The organism is Paraburkholderia sp. DHOC27, assembly GCF_003429005.1.
Lineage (GTDB): Bacteria > Pseudomonadota > Gammaproteobacteria > Burkholderiales > Burkholderiaceae > Paraburkholderia.
The window spans coordinates 326,660-341,192 of the sequence record NZ_QVQV01000009.1 but is presented as its reverse complement, the minus strand read 5'-3'; the positions used below and the strand labels follow the sequence as shown (position 1 = coordinate 341,192).

14 protein-coding genes are annotated in these 14,533 nt (G+C 64.7%); 10 read left to right on the top strand and 4 right to left on the bottom strand.

The genetic code is table 11. The annotated features are described in order from the left end of the window. Positions 1-538 precede the first annotated feature (538 nt). Both D0B32_RS27465 and D0B32_RS27460 read left to right on the top strand, forming a co-directional pair. On the top strand, positions 539-961 hold the full coding sequence (locus D0B32_RS27465; RefSeq protein ID WP_117337485.1) for a DUF1801 domain-containing protein: 423 nt from the start codon (positions 539-541) through the stop codon (positions 959-961). 143 nt (positions 962-1,104) lie between these two features. Further along, the gene (locus D0B32_RS27460) at positions 1,105-1,851 is read left to right on the top strand and encodes a TetR/AcrR family transcriptional regulator (protein WP_117337462.1); all 747 of its coding nucleotides are present in this window, start codon (positions 1,105-1,107) and stop codon (positions 1,849-1,851) included. Between the two features lie 10 nt (positions 1,852-1,861). Here the strand turns inward: D0B32_RS27460 and D0B32_RS27455 are convergent, their stop codons facing one another. Further along, a complete protein-coding gene (locus D0B32_RS27455) occupies positions 1,862-4,012 on the bottom strand; it encodes a pyridoxamine 5'-phosphate oxidase family protein (RefSeq protein ID WP_117337461.1) in 2,151 nt (716 codons plus the stop codon). Between the two features lie 50 nt (positions 4,013-4,062). Beyond that, positions 4,063-4,704, bottom strand: a complete 642-nt coding sequence (locus tag D0B32_RS27450) for a glutathione S-transferase family protein (protein WP_117337460.1) — start codon at positions 4,702-4,704, stop codon at positions 4,063-4,065. Between the two features lie 114 nt (positions 4,705-4,818). Between D0B32_RS27450 and D0B32_RS27445 the strand changes: the two genes are divergently transcribed. From D0B32_RS27445 to D0B32_RS27425, 5 genes are all read left to right on the top strand, one after another. Next, positions 4,819-5,721 (top strand): LysR family transcriptional regulator, encoded by a 903-nt coding sequence (locus D0B32_RS27445; RefSeq protein WP_117337459.1) that lies wholly within the window; start codon positions 4,819-4,821, stop codon positions 5,719-5,721. A 190-nt stretch (positions 5,722-5,911) separates the two neighbouring features. Further along, positions 5,912-7,396, top strand: coding sequence for an MFS transporter (locus tag D0B32_RS27440; protein ID WP_117337458.1), 1,485 nt, complete (start codon positions 5,912-5,914; stop codon positions 7,394-7,396). Positions 7,397-7,487: 91 nt separating this feature from the next. Further along, a complete protein-coding gene (locus D0B32_RS27435; protein WP_117337457.1) occupies positions 7,488-8,396 on the top strand; it encodes a LysR family transcriptional regulator in 909 nt (302 codons plus the stop codon). Between the two features lie 153 nt (positions 8,397-8,549). Then, positions 8,550-8,951 (top strand): ester cyclase, encoded by a 402-nt coding sequence (locus tag D0B32_RS27430; RefSeq protein ID WP_117337456.1) that lies wholly within the window; start codon positions 8,550-8,552, stop codon positions 8,949-8,951. Between the two features lie 54 nt (positions 8,952-9,005). Beyond that, entirely contained in the window at positions 9,006-9,761 is a 756-nt protein-coding gene (locus D0B32_RS27425) for an SDR family oxidoreductase (RefSeq protein WP_117337455.1), read from the top strand. Positions 9,762-9,923: 162 nt separating this feature from the next. Here the strand turns inward: D0B32_RS27425 and D0B32_RS27420 are convergent, their stop codons facing one another. Then, positions 9,924-10,292, bottom strand: a complete 369-nt coding sequence (locus tag D0B32_RS27420) for a hypothetical protein (RefSeq protein WP_117337454.1) — start codon at positions 10,290-10,292, stop codon at positions 9,924-9,926. A gap of 557 nt (positions 10,293-10,849) precedes the next feature. On the opposite strand from D0B32_RS27420, the gene D0B32_RS27415 reads away from it, so the two are divergent. After that, complete coding sequence (locus D0B32_RS27415) at positions 10,850-12,175, top strand: HAMP domain-containing sensor histidine kinase (RefSeq protein ID WP_147329569.1); 1,326 nt, start codon at positions 10,850-10,852, stop codon at positions 12,173-12,175. Positions 12,176-12,244: 69 nt separating this feature from the next. Here D0B32_RS27415 and surE read toward each other — a convergent pair whose 3' ends face one another. Further along, positions 12,245-13,033: a 5'/3'-nucleotidase SurE gene (surE, locus tag D0B32_RS27410; protein ID WP_117337452.1), complete on the bottom strand. Its 789-nt coding sequence runs from the start codon at positions 13,031-13,033 to the stop codon at positions 12,245-12,247. Between the two features lie 253 nt (positions 13,034-13,286). Here surE and D0B32_RS27405 point away from each other — a divergent pair, with 253 nt between their 5' ends. Together D0B32_RS27405 and D0B32_RS27400 are read left to right on the top strand one after the other, a co-directional pair. Then, positions 13,287-13,946, top strand: a complete 660-nt coding sequence (locus tag D0B32_RS27405) for a glutathione S-transferase family protein (protein ID WP_117337451.1) — start codon at positions 13,287-13,289, stop codon at positions 13,944-13,946. A gap of 236 nt (positions 13,947-14,182) precedes the next feature. Next, a complete protein-coding gene (locus tag D0B32_RS27400) occupies positions 14,183-14,473 on the top strand; it encodes a hypothetical protein (RefSeq protein WP_117337450.1) in 291 nt (96 codons plus the stop codon). The last annotated feature ends 60 nt before the right edge of the window (positions 14,474-14,533 follow it).

The following is a 14,533-nucleotide window of genomic DNA, read 5'->3' as shown; positions in this document are numbered from 1 at the left end:
CTTGATGGGCAGATAGGAGAAGACCGTGTTCGGTTCGATGCGCTGCAGCCCTTCGAGCCGGATGTCGCGAACCACAAACGAGTCGGCGGCAAAGGCTGGAACGGCGGTCACGCTCACGCTAATCCACGTCAACGCACGCGCGCGACGAGCCAACTGAGTGTCAAAGTTCATACAGGTACACGGAAAACGCATTCAAAGAGGCGTCGCGGGGCGTGCAGGCATTCGCTGGCGTATGCGCCGCTGTCGCCCCAACCAGCTCGACTGCGCAGTGTAGGAGCGCACTGCCGCAGCGCGCGTTACGTGAGTATTACCGTTTCTTTATTGAGGTGCCCGAAGTTTGTGGCGGGTGTTCAAACGCATTTCAAAACACACGCCAACGAAAGGCCACGTTAAGTTCGAAGTCATGCAAAGAGGAGGTTTGTAAGGCGTTTGATGCTCGCGTTAAACTGATGATGGACACGCGTTGGACACCACCTATACTGCTGCGGGCGCGAGCCGTTTCATGCAGGCAAACCATCATTCGAGGCACATCGATCCCATGAACGCATCGGAAAACATTGATCAGCTAATCGCGGGCATCACCGACTGGCGCGGCAAGACCTTCGCCAGCGTGCGCAAGTGCATGCTCGAGGCGGACTCCGGGATCATCGAGGAATGGAAATGGATGGGCAGTCCGGTATGGTCGTGCGACGGCATGATCGCGGTGGCCAACGCCCACAAAGGGAAGGTGAAAGTGACCTTTGCGCATGGGGCGCAGCTGGCGGACCCGGACCAGCTGTTCAACGCGGGCCTCGAAGGCAACGCAAGACGGGCCATTGATTTTCTCGAAGGCGACAAGGTGGACGCGCGCAAACTGAAAGCGCTGGTGCGTGCCGCGATCGAATACAACCGCGCGCATCTGAAGAAGAATGCATCTGGCCGTAGCAAGGCCAAAGCAGCGAAAGCGGCCGGTGATGACTGACCCCACCTGTAATTAACCGGCCGTAATACAGCGTGAAGTTGTAGCGTGCATCCAATCGCTTTGTAATCCACGCGTGGCCGTGCTCATGGCCCATGTTGGCGGAAGCCAGTCGTCCGCCGTTTAATTGCTCATCGGATCGCCGTATGCCTCGCCAGTCGAACTCGTCGCCGCTCAAACCGCGCCGCGCACCCAGTCAGCCGCGTTCCGAACGCATGGTGGCCGCTTTGCTCGAAGCGGCCGCACAGGTGCTCGAATCCCGAGGTCTGGAAGGCTTCAATACGAATGCGGTGGCGGAACGCGCGGGCGTCAGCATCGGTTCGCTGTATCAGTACTTTCCCGGCAAGGATGCCTTGACGATTGCGCTGATGCAGCGCGAGAACGAACGCTTTTACAGAGAGGCGCTGGCCGCGCTCGACCACGCAAGCGGGCGCGCTGCGCTCGATCATCTGATCGGCGTCGCCGTGCGGCAGCAGTTTGCGCGCCCCAGGCTCGCGCGGCTGCTCGATGTCGAGGAAAGCCGGCCGGAGCTACGTCCGGCGCTTTCCGACAAAGCTTCGATGCGCACACTGCTTGCGCAGATCCTCGTGCGCGACGGCTTGCCCCAGCAGGACGATGCGGCGCTCGCCACCCGCGATCTGCTGGCGATCATCCGTGCGCTCGTCGATGCCGCCGGCGAGCGCGAGGAGACGGACATCAGCGGGTTGATTCGCCGCGTGACGGCAGCGGTGCTGGGTTATTTGACGATGATGTCGCGCGGCCATGCGGAAGGGCACGCCGAGCCTTCAGCAGCGAGACCTGCAACGAAACCTGCAACTAAAATGCAACAGCCCGTCGCCGAGCCGGCGCGGGCCGTGCGCAAGACCGCCGCGCGCAGTCCAAAGCGCACCTGATAAAAAATACTTAGAGATCCAGAGCAACCGTAGAGGCTTCACCTGCACCCGTGTGCGCGGGGATCGCGCTACAGATCAGCACGTGACCGGGTTCGATGGTGGCATCGCAAGGCACGGGATAGCTGACCTCGCCGGACAGCAGTCGCGTCGAGCACGTACCGCAGAAGCCGGATCGGCACATCGACGGCGCCGATACCCCGTTGGCTTCGGCCAAGTCGAGCAGGCTGCCGTCATCAGCGGACCACTGCGCATCGCGGGAGGTCTTCATGAACACCACCTTGGACGTGGTGGCCGGGTCACGCGCGGGTGTCGCGGGCTGCGGCGTTTCCATCTTTCCAGCCGCCGCGCCGTCATTGCGCGCAGTGCGTTTGACACTCGCGGGTCCAAACGCCTCGAAACGGATACGGTCGTCCGCGACGTTGAGCCCGCGCAGACCGTTATAGAGGTCCTGCATGAAGGCGCCGGGGCCGCACAGATAGAAGTCGTAGTCGCCGAACGGCAGCACGCGCTTGAGAAAATCGATGTCGACGCGACCCGCGGTGGTCACAGACTCCACGTTGCCCACCGCAACGGGTTGGCTTTCCCGCAGATGCGCCGACACATGCGCATGCTCACGCACAGCGGCCTGAATCTGTTCAGCGAACGCGTGTTCGTTCACATCGCGCGAACCGTGCAGAAAATAGATGTGTTCCGGACGTGCCTCCGCTGACGGTTCCGCCAGCAAGGTGTTGAGCATTGCGATCATCGGCGTAATGCCGATCCCGGCCGAGAGCAGCACCACCGGGCGCCGGCTTTTGCGGTCGAGCACGAACGCGCCGCTGGGCGCCTTCGCTTCGATCGTCATACCCGGCTTCAGATGCTCGTGCAGCCAGTTCGAGGCCACGCCGTCGCGCTTCACGGTAATCCGGTAATGCCGGCCATGATCCGCATCGGAGAGCGTGTAAGTGCGAATGAGTGGCGCATCGAGTCCTGCCACGGGCACGCGGATCGGCAGGTACTGACCCGGCTCGAAATGCGCGAGCGGCGTGCCGTCCGTGCTCTGGAAGTAGAACGAGCGCGCCGTGGGCGTTTCGTCGCGCACTTCGCTGACCGTCAGCTTGCGCCAGCCATCTGCGGCGGGCAGCGCTTCGGTCTGCTGCGTCCAGCTGCCGGTTTTGGCGAGTTGCGGCGCGAACTGTACCGCGGACCAGTGGAACGGCAGCGCATGACGCGTGCGCCGGACTTCACGCACATGAAAGCGGATGAGCCGCTCGGCGGCCGTGAACGACGCCACTTCGGCGCCTTCCCAGACGATCTCGGCTTCCACGGCGAGGTAGAGCAGATCGCCGCTATCGAAGCCCGGCACCAGCAATCCGGCGCGCGGATCTTCGAGCAGATTGCCGATGGTGTTGAAAAAGTTATTGCCGATGAAATCCGGCAGTGTCAGCGTGTCGCCGTCGATGCGCACGAACCCGGGCTTGCCGCCGCGATGCGAGACGTCGGCGCCGCGCCCATAGCCAGCCTCGCGCCGTGCGTTGGCGCTGGCAATGAACAGCGTGTCGGCCCGTGCGATCAGCGCGCGATCCGCGTCGTTCAAGGCCGTGGCGATTTCGACGGGCTTGAGGCTTGCCGGCGCGTTGTCGCTCGCAGCATCGTAGACGGGCGTGCGGCTCTGGATGTACTTGGCGCAGTTGCCGAAGCTCTGGCTCACGGCCACCGTGATGGCCCCCGCGTCCATTGCCGTGATCACGCCATTCACACGATTGCGCCGCCGGGTGGCCGGCTGAATGCCGAGGCCGCCCACCAGCGAGCCGACCTGCCACGCATCGGCCAGCGGATCGCCGGCCAGCGCATGACCGGCGATGCGCAGCGTGCGCGCGTCCGGGGTCGAGATGAAGCCAGGCTGACCGACCCGCAGCGTGGCCCACGGCTGCCCGTTTGCATCAATGCCGCCGAGCACCATGAACGGCTGCTCCGCGTAAAACGCGCGATGCTGGTCGGGCATGTAGTTGCGAATGCCCTTGCGTGCGTCCACGTCCATCCGTTCGCGCACACCGGCGCGCTGCTGGGCCGCGAGTTCGCCGGCATGAAACGGCGATTCGACGACACTCCATCCCGGCGGCGGCGCGGGCCGCGTGGGCGGAGCGGCAGCAGGTGAGACCAGGGACGACAGAGTGGACATGATGGACTCCGGTGAACGTCACGGGCGCCATGACGGCGCCAATGACGGCGCTAGTCGGTGACTACTGTAACCTTGCTCGACGGCATGCGCACGAAACGGGGCAGTGCTTCGACCCGTGCGAGCCACGCGCGGATATGCGGGTAGGGCTCGAGTGACACACCACCTTCAGGCGCATGGGCGATATACGAATGCGCGGCGATATCGGCAATGGTCGGGGTGTCGCCGGTCGCGAAGCGCTTGTCGCTCAACTCTGCATCGAGCACCTTGAACAGGTCCGCGGCGATCTGCTGCGCGGCGCCGAGGTCGCGGGGCGCGCCGAACAGCGTTACGAGACGCGCGGCACACGGACCGAAGGCCACCTTGCCGGCCACCAGCGACAACCAGCGCTGCACCGCGGCGGCGCCCAGCGGGTCTCCCGGCAGCCACGACGACTCGCCGTACTTGCGGGCGAGGTACACCAGAATCGCGTTCGAATCGCTCAGTACCACCTCGCCATCCTCGATCACCGGCACTTCGCCGAACGGATTCAGTGCGAGATGCGCCGGCTTGCGGTTGTCGCCCGCCTTCATGTTCAGTTCGACTACGGTGAAGGGCAGGTCCAGCATGGTCAGGAACAGTTTGACGCGGTGCCCGTGGCCGGACAGCGTCGTCGTGTGTAGCCGGATCGGCTGGGCGGGCTTGCTTGCGGGCATGACTGACTCCAGAAATTTGCATGAGAGGGACGATGGAGACAGGTTATGCCGCGCGCACAGGTCTGAGAAGATGGATAATCACGGTTACTCTTTCCTCTTAAAGTGGACAATCGGATGGCCAGCGCAAGCGAAGTCAACCTCAACCGGCTGGCCGTTTTCGTGGCGGTGGTCGAGGCCGGTTCGCTGACAGCGGCGGGCGAACGGCTGGGCATCGCCAAGACGATGGTCAGCACGCACATGCAGCGGCTCGAGGCGGAAGTGGGGGCGAGCCTGCTGGTGCGCACCACCCGCCGCGTCAGCGTCACGGAAGCCGGGCGTGCCTTCTACGAAGCGAGCCGGCAGATTCTCGGCATCGCGGACGAAGCGCTTCAGGCGCTCGACCAGGGCGGGGTGCTGCACGGCACGCTGCGTGTGGCCACGCCGATCGACTACGGTGCGATCGTCGTCGCACCGGCGCTGGTTGCGCTGCGCGAGCAGCATCCGGGGCTGCATATCGAACTCGTCTCGGCCGACCGGCTGGTGAACCTGGTGGCCGAGGGCGTCGATGTCGCGATCCGCATCGGCACGCTGGCGGACTCGAGCCATCGCGCGGTGCGGCTGAGCACCTTTTCGCGCTGGCTGGTGGCAAGTCCCGCGTTCGTGGCCGCGCACGGCAACCCGACGAGCTTCGCAGACGTGACCGCGCTGCCGTTCATCGGCACCGCCGTGCTGCCGACACCGCTCACCGTGTCGCTTGAAAACCGCCAGGGCAAAAAGCAGACGCTGCGCTTTAGCGCGGGCTTCCTCGCGGACACCGCGCCGGCTTGCCGGGCCGCCGCGCTGGCCGGTGGCGGCGTCTCGGCGCTGACCGATTTTTCGATTGGCGAGGACGTGGCGCAGGGACGGTTGATCCGCCTGATGCCGGACTGGGCCACACCGGCGGGGGGCATCCACGCGCTGTTTCCGTCGGCGCGCTATACGCCGCCCAAGGTGCGGGTCTTCATCGACGCGTTGAAGGCGCATCTGCAGGGCGCGTGACGTAGTGGGGAGCGCTTAGCGTGGGGGCGCTTCAGCGGAAATGTGCCCGGCCACGAACCGTGGTGCGGCACGCGCGGCTAGAATGCTGGCCGAGCCTGGCCCGAGGCGTCTCGGGCCCAAGCGCTTCAGACGCGTAGCGCGCATCATGAAGTGTCGGTGTGAAACCGGCCACATCCAGCAAGGAGACCGTATGGCATCACCCGAACAAGCCAGCTCCAACGCGCCCGGCAACGGTACGGGCCACGGGTCCGCTGGGTCTGCTGCGTCCGCTGCATCAGATATCTCCGGCGCGCAAGCCGCCGCAAGCGATGCCGGCACGATCTCCGCGCGCCTCGACCGGCTGCCGGCCACGCGCTCGATCTGGAACCTCGTGGTCTTGCTGAGCCTCGGCTTTTTCTTCGAACTCTACGACCTGCTGTACACCGGTTACGTCGCGCCCGGGCTTGTCAAAAGCGGGCTGCTGACGACCACCACGCACGGCCTGTTCGGCACGACGGGCGTTGCGAGTTTCATCGCCGCGCTGTTCGCGGGACTCTTCATCGGCACGATCGCCTGCGGGTTTCTGGCGGACCGCTTTGGCCGCCGCGCGGTCTTTACCTATTCCTTGCTGTGGTACACGGTCGCCAACGTGGTGATGGCGTTCCAGGATTCGGCCACCGGACTCAACTTCTGGCGCTTTCTGGCTGGCGTGGGCATCGGCGTCGAACTGGTGACGATCGGCACTTACATCTCCGAACTCGTGCCCAAGCAGATTCGCGGCCGCGCCTTTGCCTGCGAGCAGGCGGTGGGATTCGTCGCGGTGCCGGTGGTCGCGTTTCTGTCCTTTTTGCTGGTGCCGCGCGCACCGTTCGGTTTCGACGGCTGGCGCTGGGTGGTGCTGATCGGCGCGCACGGTGCGCTGTTCGTCTGGTGGATCCGCCGCGCGTTGCCCGAGAGCCCGCGCTGGCTCGCGCAGCAGGGACGCCTCGACGAAGCAGAGCGCGTGATGAGCGCGCTCGAAGCGAAAGTGCGCCGCGAATATGGCCGCGAGTTGCCGCCGCCCGCGCCGCCGATGCCGGTCGCGCCGCGCGGTCACTTCGGCGATATGTGGGTGCCGCCGTATCGCAGCCGCACGCTGATGATGACGATCTTCAACGTGTTTCAGACGGTGGGCTTTTACGGCTTCGCCAACTGGGTGCCGACCTTGCTGATCAAGCAGGGCATCACCGTCACGAACAGCCTGATGTATTCCAGCGTGATTGCGCTCGCCGCGCCGGTCGGGCCGATCATCGGGCTCTTCATCGGCGACCGCTTCGAGCGCAAGACGGTCATCGTGGTGATGGCGGGCGCGAATATCGTCTGCGGTCTGTGGTTCAGCCAGGCGGCAAGCGCGGTGCTGCTGGTGAGCCTCGGCGTGGGCCTGACGCTCGCCAACAACATCATGTCGTACAGCTTCCATGCCTACCAATCCGAACTGTTTCCGACCAGCATCCGGGCGCGCGCGGTGGGCTTCGTCTATTCGTGGAGCCGCTTCTCGGCCATTTTCACCGCGTTCCTGATCGCGTCGGTGCTGAAGGGTTTTGGCACCACGGGCGTGTTCGTGTTCATCGCCGGGGCCATGCTGATCGTGATGCTGGCGATTGGCTTGATGGGACCACGCACCAAAGGCATCGAGCTGGAGAAGATTTCTCACTAGCTGCTTGCCGAGGGAGGGGGGTACGAGAATTGCACGCTACGCATTAATCCGTTAGCCTGCGAGGCATCCTCTTTTTGCCAGGGCTCCTCTCGTGAAGGACATTTTCGCGCTGCGTCTGTACACCCGGGTGGCGCGTCTCGGCAGTTTCTCCGCCGCTGCGCGTGAATGCGGTCTGTCGCAATCACAGGCCTCGCGCACCATCGCCGAGCTGGAAAGCGACCTCGGCGTGCGGCTGTTGACGCGCACCACGCGCGCCGTGGTGCTGACCGACGCGGGCGCGCAATTCCTCTCGCGCATCGATCCGATTCTCGTGGCGCTCGACGACGCCGAGCAAAGCGTGCGCGAAGGCGGCGAGCTACGCGGCATGCTGCGCATGAGCATGCCCAGCAGCGTCGCGACGCGCGAAGTGATTCCGCGGCTCGCACCGTTCATCGCGCTGCATCCCGAACTGCGTCTCGATGTGATGACGGGCGACAAACCGCAGGACCTGGTGCGTGACGCCGTGGACGTTGCTATTCGCCTTGGACGGCTGCCCGATTCCACGGCCACGGCGCGACGCATCGGCATGATCCCGCGCGTCGTCGTGGCCTCGCCCGGCTACCTCGCCGCACACGGCGAGCCGGACACACCCGAGGCCCTGAACGGCCACCGCATTGTCGCCGGGCCGGCTTCGATCGTGCCGACCGCATGGCGCTTCACGCAAGCGCAGCAGGAGATTGCAGTCGAGCTGGACGCGCATTTCTCGACCAACGAAAACGAAGCCGCCGTCGCGGCGGCGAGCGCCGGTCTCGGCATTACCTCGACCAGCGAGTGGGCCTGCCGTCGCGAACTCAACGACGGCACGCTCGTGCGACTGCTGACCGGCTGGCACCTTGCGGACATTCCCGTGCATGCCTATTTCCCGATGGGCCGGGCGACGCGGCTGGCCGGCCGCGCGGTGGTCGACTATCTGGTCGCGGACCTCCAGCGCGACGAAAGCAGGCCGCCATTGGCTGGCTGACGCGTCCCGCCTTTGCTTCTCCAACGGGTCCGTATTTATGCGCAATCTGCATAAGAGATAGCCCGATCGGACGACTACCGGACCCACGTCGCACGCTTTATCTTCCTCCCATGACGCAGCCACTGGCTGCCACCTTCATACAGGGAGAGCGACATGAGCAAGACCACACCCGAGCAGAACAAGGCCCTCGTCCTCGAAGCGTTCGACACGCTTTTCAACCAGCGCGACTACGACGCCGCAGCCCGCTTCTGGTCCGACCACTACATCCAGCACAGCGCGCACATCGCGCCGGGACGCGAGGGTCTGTTCGATCTGATCCGTGCCGTGCCGGACACGCTGCATTACGAGAATCAGTTGATCGTAGCGGAAGGCGACTATGTGATCGCGCATGGCCGCTTCTCCGGGAATGGCCGGCCGCGCGCGTGGATCGCGGCAGACGTGGTGCGTATCGAGAACGGCAAGCTTGCCGAGCACTGGGACGTGTTGCAGGACGAGGCGACCCAGGCGGAGTCCGTGAGCGGCCTGCCGATGTTCGGCGATCGCTTCGCCGACTGAGCCGACCCAACTCGACCCGACCCCACCCGACCAGACAAACATAAGGACGACATCATGAAAACCACAGGCAACACCGTGTTCATTACAGGCGGCGGTTCAGGTATTGGCAGGGCGCTCGCTGAAGCGCTGCATCGGCGCGGCAACAAGGTCATCGTCGCGGGCCGGCGGCGTGCGCAGCTCGACCAGGTAGTCGCGGCCAATCCGGGCATCGATGCGATCGAACTCGACGTGGCCAGTCGCGACAGCATTGATCGAGTGGCGGCCACGCTGATCGCCGACTATCCCGCGCTGAACGTGCTCATCAACAACGCGGGCATCATGCAGGTGGATCACGCAGATGGCCAACTCGACGACGCGTTGCTGTCGGCTACGATCGACACCAATCTGGTGGGCCCGATGCGGCTGACCTCGGCGCTGATCGGGCATCTGAAGACCCGGCCCGACGCGGTGATCGCCTACACGACCTCGGTGCTCGCGTTCGTGCCGCTCGCCTTCACGGCGGTGTATTCGGCCACCAAGGCCGCGCTGCATTCGTATGTGCTCTCGCAACGCTTCCTGCTGCGGGACTCGACGGTGCGCGTGCTGGAGATTGCGCCGCCGTGGGTGCGCACGGATCTGATGAACAGCCGCGAAGCCGAACTGGCGATGCCGCTGGAGCAGTTCATCCACGAAACGATGCAGGTGCTCGATACCGATGCCGACGAGATTCTGGTCGAAGTCGCGAAACCGATGCGCGATAACGCGGGGCCGCACGAACATGCGTTCGTGAACGGTTTCAATGCACAGATGGGGGCGCTGCTTGGCGGTTGAGTGAACGGCGCAGCGGCGCGTGTCGTGAGAGCGCGTTGAGTGGAAGGGCCGTGCTTGCGCCGTGCTTGCGCGGCCCTTTTGCCGCTTTCTGACGAGGCATCGCGCGTGGTGGCTCATTCGCGCGACGCCAGCCGTGACAGATGTCGTGGCGCGTTAGACCGCTCAGGCGTGAACGTCGATCACGCTGCCGGGTGCTGGCACACCCGCATTTGCATTCGCACCCGCACCCGTGGCCGCGTCGCTGCCGCCCGCGCTCGATTGCGTCGCGCCGGCATTGGCTGCCTGCTGTTGCGCATGCAGGCGCGCCTCTGCGTCGAGGAGCGCCTGTTTGCTCCTGGCGTCCTGCGTGTCGTTGACGCGCGTTGCAAGCATGCTTTTGAAACTCGTCGGCAGGGAGGCTGCTTGCGCGGCGCTGTCATCGTCGGACGAGCCGCTGACAGGGACGGAAGGGGCGCCCGTCGCGCCGGGGTGAGCCGCCAACCATTTGTCCATGGTGGCTGTGCCCGATGCGCTGAATGTAAGCGTGGTCATGGAATCCTTTTAGGCCTGTTTATGTTTATGGAGAAACGGACTGACCTGAACCCGGCGCGCTGATGAGTTCATGCGCGCAGTGGAATGCAGCGAAAAACGCATCGCGCAAGACAATCACAGGCACGCCAAACGTTTGGTCGCACAGATCATACGAGTGCGGTAAATCAGGCGTCAACGGAAATGGGGCACGCACGGCAGCGCCGCCAGGAACAAGTCGCGGCGTTTGTTTCGTGCTGTTCAACACGCTATTTTTTAGCCGGTGAAACAGGCGAGCCTTTCCGTAGGCAAGGTCTGGAAAGATCGTGTAAGGACTTCGATTCCCACCCGCCTTATTCGTGGGTTCTAATAGCGCCCGCGTGAGGGAGTATGTGCGGTGAGCGGTGGCGCAGCCGCTTTGAATTTTCCGCTTTGAATTTTATGTTCTGCTTGTACCGCTGCTTGACGGGGTTAACGGAGCACGCGGCGATTTCTTTATCCCAGGCGCACGCTTGCTTTCCCATTGAACGCTCCTTCACATCGAGCAGACTGACAACGAAGAGGAATCGTTGAATACCTTGTTGGTAAGAACTCTTGTGCTGTCGGTGGCCGTGCTGGTCTCGGTGCGCGCGGGCGTCATGCTGTGGATGCCGGCCGCTGCCTCGAACGACGCCGTGCGCACGCTGCCAGCCGCCGCGTTTGATGGCCGCGCGCTTGATGCCCGCGCGTTTGATGGCCACACGCCTGACGCCCGGCTCGACAGCTTCGACATGAACGAACGAAGCGATCTCAGCGCCATGTCGTCCAGCATCGCGCCTCCAGCGCGCGTTACGCTGATGCCCGTTGCTGCACGGGTCGAGCTGGCCGCGCGTCCGAGCATCGTGGATATCCGCTCGGCTGTCTACGAGCCGTCACAGGCTGGCGCGCTGATCGGTTCAGGCGAAGCAGAAACCGTCGCGTGGTCCGCTCCCGCAGCTTTGCCGGACGACGCACAAGGCTCCACGTTTTTCGCGGCGCCGGTTGCGCAACCCGCGCAGCTTGCCCGTCTTGCCGTGGCCGAATGGCTGGCCGCGCTCGGCTTGCTCGCGCTCGCGAGCATGGGCGTCTGGCAGGTGCGGCGTCCGTTGCTGGACATGACGCGGGCAGCGCATGCCTTTGCCAGCGGCCGTCGCTGCACGGCGGCGATCCGCGAGGCAGGACCGCACGAATTGCGACGCGTGGTGGGCTCGTTCAACGACATGCTGCGGCGTCGCAACGAAGCACTGGATGCGCAGAGCGCGGCGCTCGCCGGTCTCGCGCGGCATATGGAAAACCAGGCCGCGCGGCTGCTCGATCGCGCGCTCGAGGTGAGCGAATGGCATCAGCGGGTAGCGCTGGTCGAGGACATCGACGCGTTTGCGGATATCGCGCAGCAATTGCTCGATATCGCGGACCCGGGGCAAGCGGAAGGTCAGCGGGTGGGCGTCGACAGTTTCCTGCGCGACCGGTATTCGATGATCGGCACGCTCGATCAGTCGCTCTTCATCTGCGATCTGCAAGCGGGGTCGTCTTTCGTGATGCCGCGTGCGTTGCTGGAGCGACTGATGACCAATCTCGTCGATAACGCGCTGGCCCATGGCGCGCCACCCGTCGAAATCCGCACCGCCCGGCAGGCGGCCGACGCGGGCCGTCCAGGAGGCTGGCTGCTCAGCGTGCGCGATCACGGCGCGGGGATCGACGAGGACGCATTGGCAAGCGCGACGCAACCGTTCGTGCGGCTGAATCACACGCCGCGCGGCGGCCAGCATTGGGGGCTCGGCCTCGCGGTGGTGGCGCGGCTCGCGCGCCGTTGCGGCGCGAGCCTCGAACTGGGCAATCATCCGGATGGCGGCTTATGGGTGCGGCTGGTGGTGCGTGCTGTTGGGTAATCCAATGCGACTGACAAACCTGGGAGCAAACCCAGCAGCAAACCCAGCTCAAATCCCCGCCGGCTAACCTCAGTGCCCGGCCTGCAACGCCGCGCTCAACGTGGCGAGCGTGCGCTCATCGGTGCGGTCGAAATTGAGCGGCGTCACCGAAACGCGCCCCGAGGCCACCACCGCCGTTTCGCTATCCGGCGCGTTTTCGCGCGGACCGCGCTGAAAGCGCAGCCAGTGATACGCGAGGCCACGCGGATCGATCTCCGGCAACACCTCGATGCCTTCCACGAGCCCCACGCCCTGACGGGTCGCGGTCAGCGGACCGGCCGCAGCCGCGTCCACGTCGGGGAAATTCACGTTCAGACAGGTGGGCGCTTCATGTGCGATGGCAAGCAGTTGCCGGATCACGCCGGGTGCCAGCGCGCGTGCCGTGTCCCAGCGCACGTTGTCGCGATCGCTGAAAACCTGGCTCAATGCAATGGAGGGCAAACCCAGCAGCAAGCCCGTCATCGCCGCGCCGACGGTGCCTGAGAACATCGTCTCCACGCCCAGGTTGCCGCCGCGATTGATGCCGGAGAGCACCAGCGTGGGCGGCGTATTGCCCATCAGATGACGCGCGGCCATCACGACGCAATCGCCCGGCGTACCGATCACGCCGAAGCGCCGTTCGCCCTGGCGGCTCACGCGCAACGGCGAGTGCAGGCTGATGGAGTGCGACGTGCCGCTCTGGTCGTGTTCGGGCGCGACCACCCAGACCTCGTCCGCAAGTTCGGCAGCGACCGCTTCGAGCACCGCGAGACCGGGCGCGTCGATGCCGTCGTCGTTGGTCAGCAGCACGCGGGGGACTTTGGAGAAGGGGGCGGACATCGCGGGACACTCCCTGAAAATAGTGGTCGAGGAGGGGTCATTATCCGATCATTCGCTGGCGGGCGGCGTCGAGCTTGCACGCGGCGCCTGGCGGTCCCTGTGGCGGTCCCTGTTGTGCAGCGTGCCTTTGAATTTTCATGCGCGTGTCGATTGACGCACGTCCCGCGCGTCGTGAAGGAAAGCGCGCTGCGGCGGCTATGATTTCCTCAACTGATCCCGTCAACCCTGCCTGCTTTAATCGAGGTACTTTGCGATGACACTCAAGCTCTACGCCCATCCGTTCTCGGCCTACTGCCAGAAGGTGCTGGTCGCGCTGTACGAGAATCAGACCGCGTTCGAATGGCGTCTGCTTTCGCACGAAGATCCGCAACCCATGCGCGAGCTGGCCGAACGCTGGCCCATGAGGCGGTTTCCGGTGCTGGTGGATGAGGACCGTACGGTGGTGGAGGCGACCATCATCATCGAATATCTCGGTTTGCGTCACCCGGGACCCGTGCGGCTCCTGCCCACTGATCCGCTTGCGGCGCTGGAGGTGCGCAGCATGGACCGCTTTTTCGACAACTACGTTTCCACGCCGTCGCAGAAGATCGTGTTCGACAGCATGCGGGCGCCGGACCAGCGCGATCCGAGCGGCGTCGCCGATGCAAGAGCCATGCTGGAGACCGCCTACGCATGGCTCGACGCCCGCATGGCGACGCGCGAATGGGCGGCCGGCGATACCTTCAGTCTCGCCGACTGCGGGGCCGCGCCGTTCCTGTTCTACGCCGACTGGACCCATCGCATCGACCCGTCGTTCGCGCATGTGCTGGCCTATCGCAAGCGCTTGCTGGCGCGGCCGAGCTTCGCGCGGGCGGTCGACGAAGCGCGGCCATATCGCCCGCTGTTTCCGCTCGGCGCGCCCGATCGCGATTGAGTCAGATGCGGAACCAACCGCGGAACACCCGCGTAACCAACGCCGCCGCTGATCTCCCCAAAGCCCGCGCCGCCGGGCCTTGGCGCATTGTTCACGATTGTCTAAATGTGATTTCGCCCTATCGTCATAGACTTCCGATAGGGCTCCTCTAAACTGAACTCCAATGAAGCGCTGCTTGAACGACCCAACGAAGGTTCAACGGCGCACCGCTTACTCGATACCGATTGGAGTTCATCATGAAGACCAAACTGATTGCAGCCTTGCTCGTCGCGGTTTCGGCATCCCTCGCAGCGCCCGCATTTGCGAGCGGCTACGGCCCGGCACCGTTCTATCGTCCGTCGGTTGGCGCACCCGCTTCGCAACGTGGCGAAAGCGCCCAGGTAATCGCAGCCGAACGCAACGACGCAGCCGCATCCACCGGCGCAAACGTAGCGGACACGTCGTATGGCGGCGTCAGCGCAGGGTCGTCGGATTCGGGTAGCCGCCAGTTGGTGAGCGCCTCGCAAAACGTCTTCATCCACCATTGACAGACGGACAGCGCCTGGGCGGCGTTTGCGTCGCTCCGGCGGTTTCCGTGGCGGTGGGCT